The 16616-nt window shown below is 65.7% G+C and carries 15 protein-coding genes; 7 read left to right on the top strand and 8 right to left on the bottom strand.

Features of this window, described 5'->3' with window-relative positions; genetic code table 11:
• Positions 1 to 12: 12 nt before the first annotated feature.
• Positions 13 to 1179 carry a mandelate racemase/muconate lactonizing enzyme family protein gene (locus AB4Z32_RS04530; RefSeq protein WP_441934723.1) on the top strand — a complete coding sequence of 389 codons (1167 nt, stop codon included), beginning with the start codon at positions 13 to 15 and terminating at the stop codon, positions 1177 to 1179.
• Position 1180: 1 nt separating this feature from the next.
• Here the strand turns inward: AB4Z32_RS04530 and AB4Z32_RS04525 are convergent, their stop codons facing one another.
• Genes AB4Z32_RS04525 through AB4Z32_RS04505 form a run of 5 tightly spaced genes read right to left on the bottom strand, consistent with a single transcriptional unit; the run spans position 1181 to position 6318 of the window.
• The gene (locus AB4Z32_RS04525; RefSeq protein ID WP_441934722.1) at positions 1181 to 1498 is read right to left on the bottom strand and encodes a putative signal transducing protein; all 318 of its coding nucleotides are present in this window, start codon (positions 1496 to 1498) and stop codon (positions 1181 to 1183) included.
• A 31-nt stretch (positions 1499 to 1529) separates the two neighbouring features.
• Entirely contained in the window at positions 1530 to 2801 is a 1272-nt protein-coding gene (locus tag AB4Z32_RS04520; RefSeq protein WP_441934721.1) for a DUF445 domain-containing protein, read from the bottom strand.
• 19 nt (positions 2802 to 2820) lie between these two features.
• Positions 2821 to 3972: a CaiB/BaiF CoA transferase family protein gene (locus AB4Z32_RS04515; RefSeq protein WP_441934720.1), complete on the bottom strand. Its 1152-nt coding sequence runs from the start codon at positions 3970 to 3972 to the stop codon at positions 2821 to 2823.
• Positions 3973 to 3984: 12 nt separating this feature from the next.
• Positions 3985 to 5127 (bottom strand): acyl-CoA dehydrogenase family protein, encoded by a 1143-nt coding sequence (locus AB4Z32_RS04510; RefSeq protein ID WP_441934719.1) that lies wholly within the window; start codon positions 5125 to 5127, stop codon positions 3985 to 3987.
• 9 nt (positions 5128 to 5136) lie between these two features.
• Positions 5137 to 6318 (bottom strand): lipid-transfer protein, encoded by a 1182-nt coding sequence (locus tag AB4Z32_RS04505; protein ID WP_441934718.1) that lies wholly within the window; start codon positions 6316 to 6318, stop codon positions 5137 to 5139.
• Between the two features lie 85 nt (positions 6319 to 6403).
• On the opposite strand from AB4Z32_RS04505, the gene AB4Z32_RS04500 reads away from it, so the two are divergent.
• From AB4Z32_RS04500 to AB4Z32_RS04490, 3 genes are all read left to right on the top strand, one after another.
• Positions 6404 to 7039, top strand: a complete 636-nt coding sequence (locus AB4Z32_RS04500; RefSeq protein WP_441934717.1) for a TetR/AcrR family transcriptional regulator — start codon at positions 6404 to 6406, stop codon at positions 7037 to 7039.
• Positions 7040 to 7173: 134 nt separating this feature from the next.
• A complete protein-coding gene (gene ybaL, locus AB4Z32_RS04495) occupies positions 7174 to 8889 on the top strand; it encodes a YbaL family putative K(+) efflux transporter (RefSeq protein WP_441934716.1) in 1716 nt (571 codons plus the stop codon).
• A gap of 104 nt (positions 8890 to 8993) precedes the next feature.
• The gene (locus tag AB4Z32_RS04490; protein ID WP_441934715.1) at positions 8994 to 11048 is read left to right on the top strand and encodes an FUSC family protein; all 2055 of its coding nucleotides are present in this window, start codon (positions 8994 to 8996) and stop codon (positions 11046 to 11048) included.
• 67 nt (positions 11049 to 11115) lie between these two features.
• On the opposite strand, the gene AB4Z32_RS04485 is transcribed toward AB4Z32_RS04490, so the two are convergent.
• The gene (locus tag AB4Z32_RS04485; protein ID WP_441934714.1) at positions 11116 to 13083 is read right to left on the bottom strand and encodes an AAA family ATPase; all 1968 of its coding nucleotides are present in this window, start codon (positions 13081 to 13083) and stop codon (positions 11116 to 11118) included.
• Between the two features lie 517 nt (positions 13084 to 13600).
• Here AB4Z32_RS04485 and AB4Z32_RS04480 point away from each other — a divergent pair.
• Positions 13601 to 13876: a hypothetical protein gene (locus tag AB4Z32_RS04480; RefSeq protein ID WP_441934713.1), complete on the top strand. Its 276-nt coding sequence runs from the start codon at positions 13601 to 13603 to the stop codon at positions 13874 to 13876.
• A gap of 113 nt (positions 13877 to 13989) precedes the next feature.
• Here AB4Z32_RS04480 and AB4Z32_RS04475 read toward each other — a convergent pair whose 3' ends face one another.
• Both AB4Z32_RS04475 and gstA read right to left on the bottom strand, forming a co-directional pair.
• Positions 13990 to 14550 (bottom strand): DUF1697 domain-containing protein, encoded by a 561-nt coding sequence (locus AB4Z32_RS04475; protein ID WP_441934712.1) that lies wholly within the window; start codon positions 14548 to 14550, stop codon positions 13990 to 13992.
• Positions 14551 to 14607: 57 nt separating this feature from the next.
• A complete protein-coding gene (gene gstA / locus AB4Z32_RS04470; RefSeq protein ID WP_441934711.1) occupies positions 14608 to 15216 on the bottom strand; it encodes a glutathione transferase GstA in 609 nt (202 codons plus the stop codon).
• A 125-nt stretch (positions 15217 to 15341) separates the two neighbouring features.
• Here gstA and AB4Z32_RS04465 point away from each other — a divergent pair, with 125 nt between their 5' ends.
• Both AB4Z32_RS04465 and AB4Z32_RS04460 read left to right on the top strand, forming a co-directional pair.
• Entirely contained in the window at positions 15342 to 15674 is a 333-nt protein-coding gene (locus tag AB4Z32_RS04465; RefSeq protein ID WP_441934710.1) for a hypothetical protein, read from the top strand.
• A complete protein-coding gene (locus AB4Z32_RS04460) occupies positions 15671 to 16513 on the top strand; it encodes an HDOD domain-containing protein (RefSeq protein ID WP_441934709.1) in 843 nt (280 codons plus the stop codon). The genes AB4Z32_RS04465 and AB4Z32_RS04460 overlap by 4 nt, the downstream gene beginning before the upstream one ends.
• Positions 16514 to 16616 lie beyond the last annotated feature (103 nt).

The following is a 16616-nucleotide window of genomic DNA, read 5'->3' as shown; positions in this document are numbered from 1 at the left end:
CAGGCAGCCATCATGAGAATCGTCGAGATCCGCGAACAGACCCTCCCCATCAGCTCTTCCATCCGCAACGCCTACATCGACTTCAGCAAGATGACGCTGAGCCTGGTGGCGGTGATCACCGACGTGGTCAAGGACGGCAAGCCGGTGGTCGGCTACGGCTTCAATTCGAACGGCCGCTACGGCCAGGGCAAACTGATGCGCGAGCGCTTCATCCCGCGCATCCTGGAAGCCGAGCCAGGCTCCCTCGTCAACGACAAGGGCGACAACCTCGATCCGCACAAGATCTGGGACTGCATGTTCACCAACGAGAAGCCGGGCGGCCACGGCGAGCGCTCGGTGGCGATCGGCACCATCGACATGGCGGTGTGGGATGCGGTCGCCAAGATCGAAGGCGTGCCGCTGTTCCAGCTGCTGGCGGACCGCTACGGCAACGGCCGGCCCGACCGCAAGGTCTTCGTCTACGCGGCCGGCGGCTACTACCATCCCGGCCAGGACCATGAGGCGCTGAAGAACGAGATGCGCAGCTACATCGACCGCGGCTACACGGTGGTCAAGAAGAAGATCGGCGGCGCCTCGCTGGATGAAGACCTGCGCCGCATCGACTCCATCCTGTCCGTTCTGCAGGACGGCCAGAAGCTGGCGGTGGACGCCAACGGCCGCTTCGACCTCGACACCGCGATCCGGTACGCGAAAGCGCTGTCGCAGTACGACCTGTTCTGGTACGAGGAAGCCGGCGACCCGCTCGACTTCGAGCTGCAGGCGACCCTGCGCAACTATTACGACAAGCCGATGGCGACCGGCGAGAACCTGTTCTCGATGCAGGATGCGCGCAACCTGGTCCGCTACGGCGGCATGCGTCCGGACCGCGACTGGCTGCAGTTCGACTGCGCCCTGTCCTACGGCCTGGTCGAGTACCTGCGCACGCTGGACATGCTGCACCAGCACGGCTGGTCGCGCACTCGCTGCATTCCGCACGGCGGCCACCAGATGTCGCTGAACATCGCGGCCGGCCTCGGCCTGGGCGGCAACGAGTCCTATCCGGACCTGTTCCAGCCTTTCGGCGGCTTCCCGGATGGCGTGAAGGTGGAGAACGGCTATGTGACGATGCCGGACCTGCCGGGCATCGGCTTCGAGGGCAAGGCGGACCTGTTCCGCGAGATGCGGAAGCTGTCGGCCTGAGTCATTCCTCGCCGACGTCGGCATCTTCTCCCAGCGCGAACTCGCCGCGCTGGAAAGCCTCGAGTACGGCCTGGGCTTGCGTCAGATGCTCCTGCGGCACCAGGATGCGCACCCCGCCCAGGGCCGGCGCCAGCAGCAGGTCGGTCTGTACCAGGTTGGCATCGGCAAGCACCGCCGGGACGCCGGCTGCGACCAGGCACCCCTGCACCAGGCTGGCTTCCATGGGGATCAGATAACGCGCGAGTTCGAGCAGATCGCGGCCGGGCAGCAGCCCGGCCTCCGGCGTGCCTGCCAGCAGTGCATTCAATGCGTGTGTCATGACGGCTCCCTGAAGATCGACGGCTGTGTACTCATCTTAGCAGCATCGGCAGCGCGGACAACAGATACAGCACCACGCCGATCAGGCCGCCGACCACCGTACCGTTGATGCGGATGTACTGCAGGTCCTTGCCGATGTTGAGCTCGACCTGCTCGGACATCTCGCGGCTGTCCCAGTTCTTGACGGTGTCGGCGATGTGGCGCGTCAGGAAGCCCGCGAACTCGGGCGCCGCGCCGCGCGCCGCCAGCTCCAGGTTCTCGTTGAGCGAGGCGCGTAGTAGCGGATCCTCGGCCAGCGTGCGCCCGACCCAGGCGCCGGTCGCTTCGAGGCGCCGGCGCAGCACCGAATCTTCTTTCTCGAGGTCGGCCTTGATCCAGGCTTTCAGGTCGCCCCACAGCGAGCCGAGATAGCCGTTCAGGGTCTCGTCGCCGATCAGGTAGCGCTTGATGTCCTCGCCCTTCTCCAGGAAGGCGGGGTCGTCCTGCAGGCGCGCGATGAAGTCGGCCGTGAAGGCGTCGAAGCGCTGGCGCAGCGGGTGCTGCGGATCCTCGCTGACGCGCTTGAGGATGCCGGCGGCCAGCTTGACCGTCAGGTCCGCGCCCTTCCTGCCGATGAGTTCCGAGGGCAGCATCTTTTCCATGAAGGCGTATTCCTCGCGCAGCCAGTCGACGATGCCGTGGGCGATCACGGCCTGGGTCTCCTCGTTGGCCAGCAGTTTCGCCAGCTGGACGATGCCTTCGTCGAGCAGCTCCTGGTGGCGGCCGTCGCGGGTCACGCTCTCCAGGATGGTGCCGGCGGTCTTCGACAGGTCGACGGCTTGGATCATGCCGTGCACGGCGCGGCGCACGAAGTTCTGCACCGCGGCGTCCTCGATGAAGTCGAGCGCCCAGCCGGCCGTCCTGACCAGGTAACGTCCCAGCTGCCGGGTGTTCTCGGGGTGCGTGAGCCAGTCGGCCACCTTCTGCGCCGGGTCGTGGCGCTGGATCAGGCGCACGATGGAATCGGTGTCGAGGAATTTCTCGTGCACGAAGGCGCCCAGGTTGTCGGCGATGCGGTGCTTGTTGGCGGGGATGATCTCGGTGTGGCGCGAAACGAAGGGAATCGGGATGTGCCGGAACAGCGCGGCAACCGCGAACCAGTCGGCCAGCGCGCCCACCATCGCGGCTTCGGCGAAGGCTTTCAGCAGGCCGGTCCACCAGTTCTGTGGAAGGAACAAGGACAGCACGAACAGCGCGGCCGCGCCGCCGAAGAAGGACAGCGCCAGCCGCTTCGACTGGCGAAGTTCCGCACTCTTTGTATTCATGCCTCCATGTTAGCTCAGCCTAGACGACGCCGGCGCGCAGCAGTGCCTCGACGCTGGCCGCGCTCCAGCCCCAGTCGGCCAGCACGGCGGCGCCATCCTGGCCGGGACTGGATGGCGCCGGACCGAGCTCCGCGGGGGTGCGCGAAAAGCGCGGCGCCGGCGCCGGCTGGGTCACGCCGTCGCGCTCGACGAAGGTCGCGCGCGCCGCATTGTGCGGGTGGCGCGGCGCCTCGTCCATGTCGAGCACGGGGGCGAAGCAGACGTCGGTTCCTTCCAGCAGCGCGCACCATTCGTCGCGGGTGCGGGTGGCGAACAGCGCGGCGAAACTGCGCTTCAGCCCGGGCCAGCCGGCCTGCCGCCATTGCTTGCGGAATTGCGGATCGTCGGCGCCGCTCAGCTCCAGCAGCTGGGCATAGAACTGCGGTTCGATCGCGCCGATCGAGATGAACTTTCCATCTGCGCAAGCATAGCAGTCGTAGAAGGGAGCGCCGCCGTCGAGCAGATTGGCTTCGCGTTCATCGCTCCAGGAACCGAAGGCGCGCAGGCCATACATCATGGAACCCAGCAGCGCGGCGCCGTCCGTCATGGCGGCATCGACCACCTGGCCCCGGCCCGAACTCTTCGCTTCGAAGGCGGCGCAGACCACGCCGAAGGCCAGCATCATGGCGCCGCCGCCGAAGTCGCCGACCAGGTTCAGGGGCGGAGTCGGCGGACTGTCCGCCCGTCCCATCGCATGCAGCATGCCGGACAGCGCCACATAGTTGAGGTCATGCCCGGCCGCCTGCGCCAGCGGCCCGGTCTGGCCCCAGCCGGTAACGCGGCCATACACCAGCCGCGGGTTGCGGTCCATGCAGGGATCGGGGCCGAGCCCCAGCCTCTCCATCACGCCGGGGCGGAAGCCTTCGACCAGCACGTCGGCCTTCGCCACCAGGTCGAGCAGCAGCTGGCGGGCCCGCGGGTCCTTCAGGTCCAGCGCCAGCGAGCGCCGGCCGCGCGCCATCACATCGAACTTCGTGCCCAGCATCGGATACGGGTTCGGCGCCGCCGGATCGGGCTTGCGGTCGATGCGGATCACGTCCGCGCCCATGTCGGCCAGCATCATGGCGGCGAAGGGGCATGGGCCGATGCCGACCATTTCGATTACTTTCAATCCTTTCAGGGGTCCTGGCATGTATGTCTCGCATCACAAGGAACGGGCGATGATCTCTTTCATGATCTCGTTGGCGCCGCCATAGATGCGTTGCACGCGGGCGTCGAGATACATCTGCGCGATCGGGTACTCCAGCATGTAGCCGTAGCCGCCGAACAGCTGCACACACTGGTCCACGATCTTGCACTGCAGGTCGGTGATCCAGTACTTGGCCATCGAGGCCTGCACCGTGTCCATGCGGCCGGTCATCACATCCTGGATGCAGCGGTCGACGAATACGCGCGCAACGAAGGCCTCGGTCTTCGCCTCGGCCAGCACGAAGCGGGTATTCTGCATCTCGATCAGGGCCTGGCCGAAAGCCTTGCGCTGCTTCGCATGCTCGACCGTCAGCTTGATCGCACGCTCGATCGAGGCCACCCCGCACACGCCGACGATGGTGCGCTCGTAGGGCAGCTCGGTCATCAGCTGGGCAAAGCCGTGGCCCTCCCCACCGCCCAGCACGTTCTGCAGCGGCACGTGGGCGTCGTCGAAGAACAGCTCGCAGGTGTCCTGGCCCTTCTGTCCCACCTTCTCCAGGATGCGGCCGACGCGGAATCCGGGATTGTCCCTGGTCTCCAGCAGCAGCAGCGAAACGCCTTTCGCGCCGGCCGCCGGGTCGGTCTTGGCGACCACCAGGACCAGGTCGGCCATATAGCCGTTCGAAATGAAAGTCTTGGAACCGTTCAGGCGGTAGCCGTCCCCGGTACGGGTGGCCGTGGTGCGGATGCCCTTCAGGTCCGAGCCGGCGCCCGGTTCGGACATGGCGATGGCCGCGATCGTCTCGCCGCGCGCCAGCCGCGGCAGGTATTTGACTTTCTGCTCTTCCGTGCCCTGGTTCAGCAGGTAGTGCGCGACGATGGTGTGCACGTGCAGGCCGAAGGCGGTGTCGCCGGCATGGCAGAGCTCTTCGAACACCACGCACTGGTGGGCGAAGCTGCCGCCCGAGCCGCCGTATTCCTCGGGGATGTCGGCCAGCAGCAGGCCCATCTCGCCGGCCTTCCGCCAGACTTCACGGTCGACGTGCTGCTGTTCGCGCCAGCGCTGCTGGTGCGGGGCCACCTCATGATCGATAAAGCGGCGCACGGCATCGCGAAAGCCTTCGAGTTCGGCGTCCATCCAGGGAGAGACGTAGTCCATGTGCCCTCCTTACACGCGGTACATGGTGACGACGCAGGCGCCGCCCAGGCCCAGGTTGTGCTGCAGCGCGACCCTTGCGCCCTCGACCTGGCGCGCGCCCGCGCTGCCGCGCAGCTGGTGGGTCAGCTCGAAGCATTGCGCCAGGCCGGTGGCGCCCAGCGGATGGCCCTTCGACAGCAGGCCGCCGGACGGGTTGGTGACGACCTGGCCGCCGTAGGTGTTGTCGCCGTCGCGGATGAATTTGTCGGCGCCGCCTTCCGGGCACAGACCCAGGGCCTCGTACGTGATCAGTTCGTTGTGCGCAAAGCAGTCGTGCAGCTCGACCACGTCGAGGTCTTCGGGGCCGACGCCGGACTGGGCGTAGACCTTTTGCGCGGCTTCCCTGCTCATGTCGTAGCCGACCAGGCGCATCATGTCGTTCGCATCGAAGGTGCTCGGTCTGTCGGTGGTCATGGCCTGGGCGGCGATGTGGACGTCGGCGCGCAGGCCGTGCCTCTTTGCGAAGGCTTCCGAAACGAGCACCGCTGCGGCGGCGCCGCAGGTCGGCGGACAGGCCATCAGGCGGGTCATCACGCCGGGCCAGATCTCCGGCGCGTCCAGCACGTCCTGTTCCGTCACTTCCTTGCGGAACAGGGCCAGCGGGTTGTTGACGGCGTGGCGGCTGGCCTTGGCGCGGATGCGGGCGAAGGCGTTCAGGGGCGTGCCGTATTTTTCCATGTGGGCCAGGCCGGCGCCGCCGAAGTAGCGCAGCGCCAGCGGGATCTCAGGCTTGCCGACCAGGCGGTCGGTGACGGCGTCGAAGTCGTCGAAGGGCGCCGGACGGTCGGTGAACACCGAGGCCAATGCACCCGGGCTCATCTGCTCGAAGCCCAGCACCAGCACGCAATCCGCCGCGCCGCTCTGCACCGCCTGGCGCGCCAGGTACAGCGCCGTCGACCCGGTCGAGCAGTTGTTGTTGACGTTGACGATCGGGATGCCGGTCATGCCGACGCCGTACAGGGCCTTCTGGCCGCAGGTCGAATCGCCATACACATAGCCCACATAGGCCTGCTCGACGTCTTCGTAGGCGATGCCGGCATCTTCCAGCGCGGCGCGGGCCGCCAGGGCGCCCATCTCGTGATAGGGGCTGCTTCCGCCCGGCTTGGCGAAGGGGATCATGCCCACGCCGCTGACGAATACTTTCTGGCTCATCGCTGTCTCCTGGTTTTCTCGGTCACGCGACCGGTTTTGGACAATTATAGGTCAACTGTACTAGTCGATAAAGTATAATCGCGACATGGAAACGACACTCGACAGCACGCTGAAGAACAAGGTCTCGGGCACCACCGAGAAGGGCCTGGGCCGGGCGCAGGACATCCTGCAGGCGGCGCGCTCCCTGCTCGCCGCCGAAGGCTATGCCGGGCTGTCGATGCGGCGGGTGGCTGCGGAGGCCGGCATGAGCCTGTCGAACGTGCAGCACTACTACGGCAGCAAGGACCTGCTGCTGGAAGCGCTGCTGCTCACCACCATGGACCTGGTTCAGGGCAAGATGGACGCCATCGCCGCCGCCATGAGCGAGCGCTCGCAGCTAGAGCGCTTCCTGACCACGGTCGACATGTTCCTCGAAGAGATCACCGATCCCGTCACCCACGCGCTGTTCTTCGAGATCTGGGCGCTGGCCTCGCGCAACCCCTTCGCCTCGAAGCTGATGGACAAGATGCTGGGACGCGAGCGCAAGACCGTCTACAACCTGGTCCGCGGCCTGAACCCGGCCATTTCCGACGACGAGACCATGCGGCGCGCGGTGCTGATGGTGGCCCAGATCGAGGGCCTGATGCTGTTCCGCCTGGATAAGCGCCGCCGCCGCGCCCAGTTCGACGAGGTGCGGGCAGCGCTGCGCAAGGCACTTCTCACACTGGCAACCATGCCCTAACACGCCGCGATCTGCCGCGTTCGCATCGGATCGCCCCTTCATCCTCCGCTAATTTTTTTCGCCCCGCGGCCGGATGACGGCCCATCGTCGCTTATACTGGACAGGTTTATCTTTACAAGGAGGGCCTCGTCCGCATGCACCACAACATCAGTCTGATCACCACCATTGCCGCCGCTCTCGGCTTCGGCTTGCTGTTCGGGATGCTCGCCGTCCGCATGCGGCTGCCGGCCCTGGTCGGCTATCTCGCCGCCGGCGTCCTGATCGGCCCTGCCACGCCCGGCTTCGTGGCCGACGTTGCGCTCGCCTCCCAGCTGGCCGAGATCGGCGTGATGCTGCTGATGTTCGGTGTCGGCCTCCACTTCTCGCTCGACGACCTGCTGGAAGTGAAGGGCATCGCCCTGCCCGGCGCGATCCTGCAGATCACGGTGGCCACACTGATGGGCATCGGGGTCAGCCATCTGTGGGGCTGGAGCCTGGGTGCGGGACTGGTGTTCGGCCTGGCGCTGTCGGTGGCCAGTACCGTGGTGCTGCTGCGGGCGCTCGAAGACCGCGGCCAGCTCGATTCCTTCAACGGCCGCATCGCGGTCGGCTGGCTGGTGGTCGAAGACCTGGTCACGGTGCTGGTGCTGGTGCTGCTGCCGGCGCTGGCCGGCCCGCTGGGCGGCAACGCCGGCGGCGACGGCCACGCTGCCGGCGATTCGCTGTGGCTGGCGCTCGGCAAGACCCTGCTGTCGGTGGGCGCCTTCGTCGCCTTCATGCTGCTGGTGGGCCGCAAGCTCTTCCCCTGGTTCCTGTGGCGCGTGGCCAAGACCGGCTCGCGCGAGCTGTTCACCCTGTCCGTGATCGCGGCCGCGGTCGGCATCGCCTACGGTTCGTCGGAGCTGTTCGGCGTCTCGTTCGCGCTGGGCGCCTTCTTCGCCGGCATGGTGCTGCGCGAATCGGCGCTCTCCCACCGCGCGGCCGAGGAGACCCTGCCGCTGCGCGACGCGTTCTCCGTGCTGTTCTTCGTCTCGGTCGGCATGCTGTTCGATCCGCGCGTGCTGGTCGAGCATCCGCTCGAGCTGCTGGCGGTGGTCGCCATCATCCTGTTCGGCAAATCGCTGGCCGCCTTCGTGCTGGTGCTGGCGCTGCGCTATCCGCTCAACACGGCCATCACCGTCTCGGCCAGCCTGGCCCAGATCGGCGAGTTCTCCTTCATCCTGGCGGCACTGGGCATGTCGCTGGGCCTGCTGCCGGACCTCGGCCAGAACCTGATCCTGGCCGGCGCCATCATCTCGATCGCGGTGAACCCGTTGATGTTCAAGGCGATCAACCCGCTGCAGGACTGGCTGCGTTCGAAATCGGATCTCGCGCGCCGGCTGGAGCGCTCGGCCGACCCGCTGGCCGAACTGCCGGTGACGGTCACCCACGAACACCTGACCGGCCAGGTGGTGCTGGTCGGCTATGGCCGCGTGGGCCGGCGCATCGCCCAGGAACTGAGCAGGCAGGGCATCCATTACGTGGTGGCGGAACAGAACCGCGAAGTGGTCGAAGAGCTGCGCCGCAAGGACCAGCCGGCGGTGGCCGGCAACGCGGCCGACCCGGCGGTGCTGATCCAGGCCCACATCGCCCGCGCGTCGATGCTGGTGATCGCGACGCCGGATACCTTCCACGTGCGCGCCATGGTCGAGATAGCGAAGGCCCTGAACCCGGGCATCCGCTGCGTGGTGCGCAGCCACAACGAAGAGGAAGCGCGCCTGCTGCGCGAAGACACCGGCGGCACCGTCTTCATCGGCGAGCACGAACTGGCGGCCAGCATGTCGCGCCACGTGCTGCAGGGCCTGGCCGAAGCGCCGGTCGCGGCGCACTGAGGCATCGCCGCGGCGCACGCTTGTCCAGGCGGCAAGCGTGCGTGCCGGGCTCTTGTCATCTTGTACAGTAACTGCTCGGCCACTGCCGGACTTCGACTATCGAGATGCATCGCGCCCACCATCTGTTCGCTTATTTACTCGATCTCTTCCTCGCTTCCGATCCAGCCCTGGAGCGGCTGCGCAGCGGACTGCGCGCCCTGCTCACCGCCGCCATCCTCGCAGCCCTGTTCCTCCTCGTTCCGCGCCTGCTCGGCCTGAAATACGAGCTGACCCTGGCCGGCATCCTGGTGGCGGTGATCGCCGCGGTCGCCCTGCAGGACCCCGGAAGGAAGCAGCAACAGCGGACGATGGCCTGGGTGCCCTTCCTCGCCAGCGCCATCCTCGTCCTCGGCAGCCTGGTGGGCGACCATCCCTGGCTGAGCGGCGGCTGCTTCCTCATCATCATCTTCGCCGCCTTCCAGGCGCGCCGCTTCGGGCCGCGCGGCAGCGGCCTCGGCGCCCTCGCCTACCAGTCCTATTTCTACGCCCTGCTATTGAAGACGCCGCCGGACAAGGCGCAGTGGCTGCCCCTGTTCGTCCTGGTTGGCTGCGCCGTCGCCTATGCGATCCGCTTCTGGCTGGTACCCGAGCATCCGGGCCGCATGCTTCACAGCGAGCTGCGGGCCTGGCGCGCCCGCGTCAGGGCCCTGCTGCACGACCTGGCAGGCCAGCTGGAGCAGGGAAAGGAAGCTGGCTGCAAGCGGATCGAAGCCCAGCTCGAGCGCCTGAACGCGCAGTCGCTGGGCCTGGAAACGCGGCTCGCCGATTTCGCCTGCGACGCCGGCCGCGACGGCGGCCCGGCCGACCGGCTGCGCGGACAGGTGCTGCGCGGCGAACTGGCCGCGGAAGCCCTGGCGGCGGTCGTGCGGGCGGCCGCCAGGGCCGGCGCCGGCGAGCGGCAAGTGCTGGCGAACCGTCTGCGGACGCTGGAGCGCAGCCCCGGCGGCGACGCCGCTGCCGCTGCCGACGATAGCGAAGAAGCCGGCGCGGCCTTGCCGGCTGCGCTGCGCTGGCGGCTGGAGCAGGCGCTGCGCGTGCTGGCCTGCCTGCCCTCGCCGCGCGAGGCCTTGCCGCCGATGCGCGACGAGCGCAAGCCGCCGCCCGCCGAAGGCGCCGACAAGAAAGCGGACGACAAGGACGAGAAGCGTTCCTGGTTCGACCACACCACCCGGCGCGCGCTGCAGGCTTGCGCGGCCGCCCTTGGCGCCATCGTGGCCGGACGCGCCCTGTCGCCCTCGCACTGGTATTGGGCGGTGTTCGCCGCCTTCGTCGTCTTCACGCGCACCGTCACCATCGGGCAGACGCTGTCCGGCGCGTGGCGCCAGGTGCTGGCCACGGTGGTGGGCGTCTGCGTGGGGATCGCCGCCGCGGAGCTCGTGCATGGCAACCGCACGGTCGAACTGGTTCTGCTGTTCGCTTTCGTGGGGAGCGGCTTCTATGCTTTCCGCGGCCTGCAGAACGTGTATGTGGTGCTGCTGAGCGCGATGCTGGCGATGCTGTACGAATTGATGGGAATGAACAGCCCGGGCCTGCTGATACTCAGGCTCGAGGAAACCCTGATCGGCGCGGCAGCCGCCGTCCTCAGCGCCAGCCTGGTGCTGCCGGTCCACACCCGCGACGAATCGCGCGGCAAGAGCGCCGAGCTGCTGCGCGCCGCCGGCCGCCTGCTGCGGGCGGCATGGGCGGATCCGGATTCGCCGCCGCGGCACGAGGAGATCCGTGAACTGGACCGCAAGCTCCAGGCGCTGCGCCAGACGCTCGGCCCGGTCACCGGCGCCGAGTATCCGGGATCGAAAAAGCATCGCCGGCAGCATCTGCGGCGGCTGTCGCGCATCGCCTATTGCGTGCGTCACTGCTGCGACCTGGTCGTGAATTTCGCGCCGCAGCTGACGCGCTTGCCGGCATTGCACGCGGCTGCCCGTGCCCTGGCGCCCAGGCTGGAACAGGCGGCCGCGCTGTTCGAAGAGCCGGAGCGGCGCGATCCGCCCGATGCCGAAGAAGCGATCCGCCCCCAGGCCGGCGATGCCATCCCCTCCCAACTTGCCGCGCGCTGGCTGACGGACATCGACGACACCCTGCGCGCACTGCGGGCCGAGACCGCGAGGCCGGACAAACCATAAAAAAGGCGGACATCGCTGTCCGCCTTTCGAACCGGGCCAGGCCCGGGGTCCATCAGCTATCGTTTGCTCAGGCCACTGCTTCGCCGGTTTCCGCGCACAGCTTCAGGCTGGCGTGGCGCTGGGCCTTCAGGCCGGCCATCAGGGCATCCTTGTGCTCTTCCAGCAGGGCAAACACGGCGTCCTTGGACAGCACGTACTGTTCGAGCAGGGTGTCCTTGATGGCGACGATCACCTTCTCGTAGTCGCGGATCGCGTCCAGCGTGTAGCTGTACAGCTCATCGGATTTCTCCTCGACCTGGCGCAGGGTATGCTCGCCGGACGCGTCGTTGGCAAGCTGGCTGTAGTCGATCTTGGCGCGCGAGTACATCGACAGGCGGCCGACCATCAGGTTCAGCATCTTGGTGATCTTCTCGATGTCGTTCTGGCTGCCGACCGAGATGCCGCGGGCGCCGTAGAACAGCTCTTCCGCCGCCACGCCGCCGTACAGGCCGATCACGTCGCGCTCCAGCTCTTCCAGGGTGCGCAGCGACATGTCGTCGCCCGACTGCAGCACGTAACCCAGGGCGCCGATCTTCGACACGGCTTCGGTGCTGATCTTCAGCAGGTGCGATTTCTCCTTCACTTCGTCCAGGCTCATGCCGGCGCGCAGGAAGGGGTCGATCTGCATGAAGAAGTGGCCCAGCTCGTGCACGGCGATGCGCTCGCGCTGCTTGTGCTTCTCGGCGGTGGTGGCGCGGTCGGTCAGGCCGATGGTGGCGCGCTCATAGGCACGGAACAGCAGGTCGGTGTTGATGATGACCTTTTCCTGGATCGACAGCATCGATGCGCGCTCGACCACGGATTCCAGCAGCGCCGGGCTCAGGTTCTGGGTGATCTCGGCCACCTGGTCGAGATCGAGGTCGTTGTAATCGACCAGGCCTTCTTTTTTACGCGACAGGAAGCTGCGCAGCAGTTCCCTGCGCTCGGCCTTGTTCGGCAGGCGGAAGTTGATCTTCACCGAGAAGCGGCGCAGCATCGCTTCGTCCATCTCGGTCGAGGCATCGTCGAAGTTCGAGGCGACCACCCAGATCACGCCCTGGCCCTTGTCGCTCTTGACGCCGTCCAGCAGGCCCAGCAGGGTATTGGCGGTATCGTCTTCCCATTTCTTTTCGCTGCGGCCGCGCGGCATGAACAGGCTCTGCGCTTCATCCAGGAAGATGATGCAGCGGCCCTTGCTCGAGGCCTTGCGGTAGAGGGCGTTCAGCGCCTTCGAACCGCCGCCGACGTAACCCGATTCCAGCGCCGAACCCGAGGCCTGGATCAGCGGGATGTCCAGGCGCTTGGCCAGGTAGCCGACCAGCTTGGTCTTGCCGGTACCGGCAGGACCGGTCAGCATCACATTGAAGGGCTTGTCGATGTTGTGCTCTTTGTACAACTCGCGGTTGCGGATCATGTCTTCCAGGTGCAGCACTTCCTGCTTGATGTCTTCCATGCCGATCAGGTCGTCCATCGAGCCTTTCAGCTTGTCCGGCGAGATCATCTGGGCGCCGCCGTTCATGCCCGGGATGCCGAACTTCAGGGCGTACAGGATCAGCACCAGCACGGTCAGGTCGAGCGCATGGCGTTTCATGAAGGAGACGACGTCGGAAACGAAGCCCTCGTTTTCGTCCTGCAGCACGGCTTTGTGGGAAGCCAGGTAATCGTCCTTGGCGATCGAATACGGGATCGCGTTCTTCAGCAGGACTTCGCGCTCGAGCGACAGGTGGGAGGTGCTCGGCACCTTCACCACGTGCAGCTGCGGCGCGCCCTTGAACTTGTAGATATAACGCGGTGCGTCGGACAGGGGGCGGGCCACCAACAGGTAGTCGAGCTTGTCCTTCTGTGCGGCCAGTTCGGTGATCTCGGAGATATTCTGCGAGTGGACGACCGGCGACGGATCCTGCGGAACGTCGGCCTTGTAAACGAACCAGCCCACCAGCATACCCAACAGCACGGCAGTCAGAATACGGACATAAACATTCTTAAAGGCAATTTGGAGTCGAGCAAAATTGGGCATATATCAGTACTCTTTAATCTGAAGGTGCTTCACGACATTGATATTGCGTGCCTTCCGAAGTGCCGAGTGGACGCGAAAGGCGGCGGTGCATGGGACCGCTATGGGATGCAAACGTATGCGTCTGCTATTGTTTTGATGCCCGAAGGCAATGGGGATATGGAGACTATACCCCCAAAGAAAAGACAGGTGTATACCGTGCGATGAAAAAACTTTGGGACACAACACAACTGATCAAATTGATATCGATTTTCTTTGTGATTTCAATAAGTTAGCTAAGCAAATCGCAAAGATTCGATGATTATTTGCATGTTAAATAAGTAATTGATGGATAACTGATTCTATTTCAATAATTAAAAAATATTTAATTTTTAATTGCAGAGTAATTGCAGCTTACGTATTTAGTCATTGCTGAGTAACAGGTAACAAGACGTAACGAGCGCTTTTCCACCTGTGTTTTTGTTATGCTGAATAGGTACCCGGATGCGCTCTCCGAGGTGGACATTTGGAAGGAATGACCGTGAAACGAATCTTTCTTGCCGCAGCAATCAGTTCAGCCCTCAGCCTGCTCTTCGCCGGCGCCGCCCAGGCGGCCGCCATCGACCTCGACTCCCACGCCATCCGCTCCAATCGCATTGCCGATGTCTCGGCGGTCGCGCGTACCGAAGTGGTGTCACCGCCCTCGCCTTCCATGTCCGAACTGCCCGAACCCGAAGTGTTTGCGATGATGCTGGTGGGACTGATCCTGATCGGCTACCGCGCGAGCCGCGACAGCAGCGAGAAGTTCAAGAAATAAGTCAAGAAACACGCCTGGCCGGAAGGCCGGGAGAAGAAACGGCGCCTGCGGGGCGCCGTTGTCGTTTGGGCGGGTGCGCGCCCATGTTTTACATATGGGGACGGGATCGGAAATTACAAGGGTCCGGCGCACAGGGCGTGCAGCTTGAGCAGCGTCGCCCAGTTGCGCGACGTGGTCGCATCGCCCAGCTGTTTGCCGAGCGCAGCCGCGGCGGCGCTGGCGAGGATGCCTTCCGGGCACCATACATAGGCGGCACGCTCGCCCAGCGCGACGGCGCCGGGTTGCCAGTCGCGGCCGCACAGGGCTTCGAGCGCCTCGCGTGCCTGCGGTGTGGCATGCGGGCTGGACAGGACGAAGGCGAGCAGGCGCGAGTGGTCGCCAGCCTGGTCGAGCAAGGGGTTGCCGGCGACGATGGCCGCCAGCTCGTCGGCGTCGAGCACCAGCACGCGGGCGGCCACGCCCAGTTTCAACACCAGGGCCTCCTCGATCTCGCTGGCGACCTGGTCCTGCGGCTTGGCCGGGCCGCTGAAGACCAGGTTGCCGCTGTTGAGGACGCTGCGCACCTCGTCGTAACCCAGGTCGCCGGCCAGCTTGCGCAGGTCGGCCATGGCGACGCGTTTCGCGCGTCCGACATTCACACCCCTCAGCAGGGCAACGTAGCGTTTGCTTTTCATGGCGCGCATGGTACCGTGGCCGCGCCGTCGACGGCGCAGCGCACGGTCCTTATCGGATTACTTGAGCAGGCCTTCGTCGCGCAGCGCCTGCTGCACCGCCGGACGCGCGGCCACGCGCTGCGTATAGGCGGCAAACACCGGCCACGGCGACAGGTCGAAGTGCACGAAGCCGGCCCAGCCCAGCACCGTGAACAGGTAGGCGTCGGCCACCGTGAACTGCGAACCCATCAGGTAGTCGCGGCCTTCCAGCTGGCTGGCCAGCCAGCCGAAGCGGTTGCCGAGGTGGGTGCGCGCCGCTTCCTTCATGTCCTCGGTCGAGGTCGGGCGGAACAGCGGGCTGAAGCTCTTGTGCAGCTCGGTCGAGATGAAGTTCAGCCATTCGACCAGGCGGTAGCGCTCCAGGGTGCCGTTGGCGGGCGCCAGCTGGCGGTCCGGGACCAGGTCGGCGATGAACTGGACGATGGCCGGGCCTTCGGTCAGCACGGCGCCATCCTTCAGCTCCAGGGCGGGCACATAGCCCTTCGGATTGATTGCTAGGAAGTCGGCGCCGCTGGCGGTCTGCCTGGCGCGGATGTCGACTTTCTCGGTCGTGAAGTCCAGGCCTGCCTCGAGCAGTGCGATGTGGGGAGCGAGCGAACAGGCGCCGGGGCTGAAATACAGTTTCATGGTTGTCCTATCAAATACAAACCGGTCGAGAATACAACAGTTTGCGGTATCTTGCCGGCTGGCACGGGACCTTGATCCGTGCCGGATGGTAATATAAATACGTTAACAAAAAGCAAGAGGGAAGAATGAACGGGGCTTACCAGCTGACACCTCTCGCAGAGGCCACGCCGGGCATGGTCCTGGGCGAGGTGCTGCGCGACGGAAATGGGAATGTGCTGCTGGCGCAGGGCGTGGTGCTGACCGAGGGCATGCTGGCTTCGCTGGCGCGCCACGGGATCGAACTGCTGCCCATCCTCGGCGCCGCGCGCGCCGAAGCGCCTGTCGACCCGGCCCTGGTCCGGGAAAGGCTGGACCGGGTGTTCCGCAAGCACGAGCGCGGCAACCATGGCGACTGGGCAACCGGCATCCTGCGCCAGTACATCGAGGATTTCCGCCTGGGCCGCGAGGTGGGGCAATGAGCATGCTGTCTCCGGAACAATTGGCCCTGAGCGTACAGGATCTGCCCTCCCTGCCCGCGGTCGTCATGGAACTGCTGGGCAGCATCGAACAGGAAAACATCGATATCTCGGTGCTGGCAAAAAAAGTGTCCTATGACCAGGCACTGACGGCCAAGACCCTGCGCCTGGCAAACTCCTCCTCCTATGGCTTGCAAGTCAAGGTGGCGACGATCCAGCAGGCGATCACCTTCCTGGGCTTCCAGACCACGCGCAACCTGATCACGGCGGCGGCCGTCACCGGCTGCTTCCCGAATGGCAAGTGCCCCGGCTTCAACGACAAAGCCTTCTGGCGCCATTCGATCGCCACCGCCGTCTGCGCACGTTCGCTGGCGCGGCGCCTGCGCTTCAACCAGGATGTCGCCTTCACGGCGGGATTGCTGCACGACATAGGGCGCCTGGTACTGGTGACCGGCCATCCCCAGGCTTATGGCGAGGTACTGGCCTGGCGCCGCAGGCATGACGGCGAATGGCTGGAGGCGGAGCGCGCCGTACTGGGCATCGACCATGTGGACGCCGGCGTGGCCCTGGCGGAGCACTGGAATTTTTCGGACACGATGCGCCAGGCGATCGCGTTTCACCACGCGCCCGAGACCCCGGGCGCGGGATTTCTTGCCGCCATCGTTCACGTCGCCAACGCGGTCGTCCATGCGCTCGACCTGGCGGGCGAGGAGAATGAACTGGTACCGGCGCTGTCCAGCATCGCCTGGGATGCAATGGGCTTGAACGAAGACGCTTATCTGGACCTGTTCCGCGAGACGGAACAGCAGCTGGAAGAAATGTCGGCCATCCTGATGGCGTGAGGGTTTTCACCCTCCAGGCTCAGGACGGCCTGTAAGTGACGGCAGCGGACGCGTTCCTGACGGACGCGAGCCCGCTGCCGGGTCGAGCCGAAGTCATGACGGG

Source organism: Massilia sp. 2TAF26, assembly GCF_052115005.1.
Classification (GTDB): Bacteria; Pseudomonadota; Gammaproteobacteria; order Burkholderiales; family Burkholderiaceae_D; genus Telluria.
Note: the sequence above shows the minus strand (reverse complement) of the source record. Positions and strands in the feature narration are given on the sequence as shown.

Coding starts and splice junctions, on each gene's coding strand:
- gstA (WP_441934711.1), bottom strand. CDS start 15,216: ATGAAACTGTATTTCAGCCCCGGCGCCTGTTCGCTCGCTCCCCACATC.
- AB4Z32_RS04510 (WP_441934719.1), bottom strand. CDS start 5,127: ATGGACTACGTCTCTCCCTGGATGGACGCCGAACTCGAAGGCTTTCGC.
- AB4Z32_RS04465 (WP_441934710.1), top strand. CDS start 15,342: ATGAACGGGGCTTACCAGCTGACACCTCTCGCAGAGGCCACGCCGGGC.
- AB4Z32_RS04515 (WP_441934720.1), bottom strand. CDS start 3,972: ATGCCAGGACCCCTGAAAGGATTGAAAGTAATCGAAATGGTCGGCATC.
- AB4Z32_RS04490 (WP_441934715.1), top strand. CDS start 8,994: ATGCATCGCGCCCACCATCTGTTCGCTTATTTACTCGATCTCTTCCTC.
- AB4Z32_RS04485 (WP_441934714.1), bottom strand. CDS start 13,083: ATGCCCAATTTTGCTCGACTCCAAATTGCCTTTAAGAATGTTTATGTC.
- AB4Z32_RS04460 (WP_441934709.1), top strand. CDS start 15,671: ATGAGCATGCTGTCTCCGGAACAATTGGCCCTGAGCGTACAGGATCTG.
- AB4Z32_RS04520 (WP_441934721.1), bottom strand. CDS start 2,801: ATGAATACAAAGAGTGCGGAACTTCGCCAGTCGAAGCGGCTGGCGCTG.
- AB4Z32_RS04525 (WP_441934722.1), bottom strand. CDS start 1,498: ATGACACACGCATTGAATGCACTGCTGGCAGGCACGCCGGAGGCCGGG.
- AB4Z32_RS04500 (WP_441934717.1), top strand. CDS start 6,404: ATGGAAACGACACTCGACAGCACGCTGAAGAACAAGGTCTCGGGCACC.
- AB4Z32_RS04475 (WP_441934712.1), bottom strand. CDS start 14,550: ATGAAAAGCAAACGCTACGTTGCCCTGCTGAGGGGTGTGAATGTCGGA.
- AB4Z32_RS04530 (WP_441934723.1), top strand. CDS start 13: ATGAGAATCGTCGAGATCCGCGAACAGACCCTCCCCATCAGCTCTTCC.
- AB4Z32_RS04505 (WP_441934718.1), bottom strand. CDS start 6,318: ATGAGCCAGAAAGTATTCGTCAGCGGCGTGGGCATGATCCCCTTCGCC.
- ybaL (WP_441934716.1), top strand. CDS start 7,174: ATGCACCACAACATCAGTCTGATCACCACCATTGCCGCCGCTCTCGGC.